Annotated in this window: 1 protein-coding gene; it reads left to right on the top strand. The window is 68.4% G+C overall.

Annotated features, from left to right (window positions below; genetic code table 11):
• Positions 1 to 2: 2 nt before the first annotated feature.
• Positions 3 to 1,928, top strand: a 1,926-nt coding sequence (gene acs, locus ACP7AZ_RS17745; protein ID WP_426039972.1) for an acetate--CoA ligase, incomplete at its 3' end; no start/stop codon positions are given.

The raw sequence follows: 1,928 nt of genomic DNA, 5'->3' as shown, positions 1-1,928 counted from the left end.
CCATGACCGACCCCGACCTGTATCCCGTCCCTGCCGACTGGGCGGAACGCGCCCATATGGACGCCGCCGCCTACGAGGCCGCGCGGCTCGCGGCGCGCGAGACGCCGGACGCCTGGTGGGCCGAACAGGCCGGGCGGCTGGACTGGATCACGCCGCCGACGATCATCAAGGACGTGTCGTTTCACAAGGACGACTTCCGCATCCGCTGGTTCGCCGACGGGGTGCTGAATGTCGCCTGGAACTGCGTGGACCGGCACCTGGCCGAACGCGCCGACCAGACGGCCATCCTGTTCGAGGGCGACGACCCGTCGGTCTCGGGCGCGATCACCTATGCCGAGCTGCACCGACAGGTGTGCCGCATGGCCAATGTGCTCAAGGCCCTGGGCGTGGTGAAGGGCGACCGGGTAACCATCTATCTGCCCATGATCCCGGCAGCGGCGGTGGCCATGCTGGCCTGCGCGCGGATCGGGGCCGTGCATTCGGTGGTGTTCGGCGGCTTTTCTCCCGACAGCATCGCCGGGCGGATCGAGGACTGCGGTTCGAAGCTGGTCATCACCGCCGACGAGGGCCTGCGCGCCGGCAAGCGGATCCCGCTCAAGGCCAATGTCGACGAGGCCCTGACCAAGGTGGCGGTCGAGACGGTGCTGGTCATCGCCCACACCGGCGCCGACGTGGCGATCGTCGAGGGCCGGGATGTGCGGTTCGAGGTCGCCGTCGCGACGGTCCCGGACGACTGCCCGTGCGAGCCGATGAACGCCGAGGATCCGCTGTTCATCCTCTATACCTCGGGCTCGACCGGCAAGCCCAAGGGCGTGCTGCACACCACCGGCGGCTATCTGTTCTGGGTCAGCTATACCCACGAGCTGGTGTTCGACTATCGGCCGGGCGAGGTCTTCTGGTGCACGGCTGACGTGGGCTGGGTCACCGGCCACTCCTATGTCGTCTATGGCGCGCTCTCGAACGCGGCCACGACCCTGATGTTCGAGGGGGTGCCCAACTATCCCGACAACCGCCGCTTCTGGCAGGTGGTGGACAAGCACCAGGTCGAGATCTTCTACACCGCGCCTACGGCCCTGCGGGCCCTGATGCGCGACGGCGACGGGCCGGTGAAGGCGTCCAGCCGCAAGAGCCTGCGCCTGCTCGGCACGGTCGGCGAGCCGATCAATCCCGAGGCCTGGCGCTGGTACCACGAGGTGGTCGGCGAGGGCCGGCTGCCGATCATCGACACCTGGTGGCAGACCGAGACGGGCGGGGCCCTGATCTCTCCCCTGCCCGGCGCGACCGACCTGAAGCCGGGGTCGGCGACCCGGCCCCTGCCCGGGGTGGAGCTGGAGCTGGTCGATGCGGAAGGCGGCGTGCTGGAGGGTGCGGCGTCCGGCAACCTGTGCATCACCGACTCATGGCCGGGCCAGATGCGCACCGTCTGGGGCGATCACCAGCGCTTCTTCGAAACCTATTTCAGCGCCTATCCCGGCAAATATTTCACCGGCGACGGCTGCCGCCGGGATGAGGACGGCTATTACTGGATCACCGGCCGGGTCGACGACGTCATCAACGTCTCGGGCCACCGGATGGGGACGGCCGAGGTCGAGAGCGCCCTGGTCCTGCACGAAGACGTGGCCGAGGCCGCCGTGGTCGGCTTCCCCCACGACATCAAGGGCCAGGGCATCTACGCCTATGTCACCCTGAACAAGGGGGTCGAGCCGCACGACGACCTGAAGAAGGCCCTGGTCGCCCATGTCCGCAAGGAGATCGGCCCGATCGCCGCGCCCGACGCCATCCAGTGGGCCCCCGGCCTGCCCAAGACCCGGTCCGGCAAGATCATGCGGCGGATCCTCAGAAAGATCGCCGAGAACGATCTGGGGTCGCTGGGGGATACGTCGACCCTGGCGGACCCGTCGGTGGTCGATGATCTGGTGAAGAACCGG

The sequence above is a fragment of the Brevundimonas sp. DC300-4 genome (assembly GCF_049897365.1).
Classification (GTDB): Bacteria; Pseudomonadota; Alphaproteobacteria; order Caulobacterales; family Caulobacteraceae; genus Brevundimonas.
The sequence above is the reverse complement of the archived record's forward strand: the minus strand, read 5'-3'. Positions and strand labels throughout refer to the sequence as shown.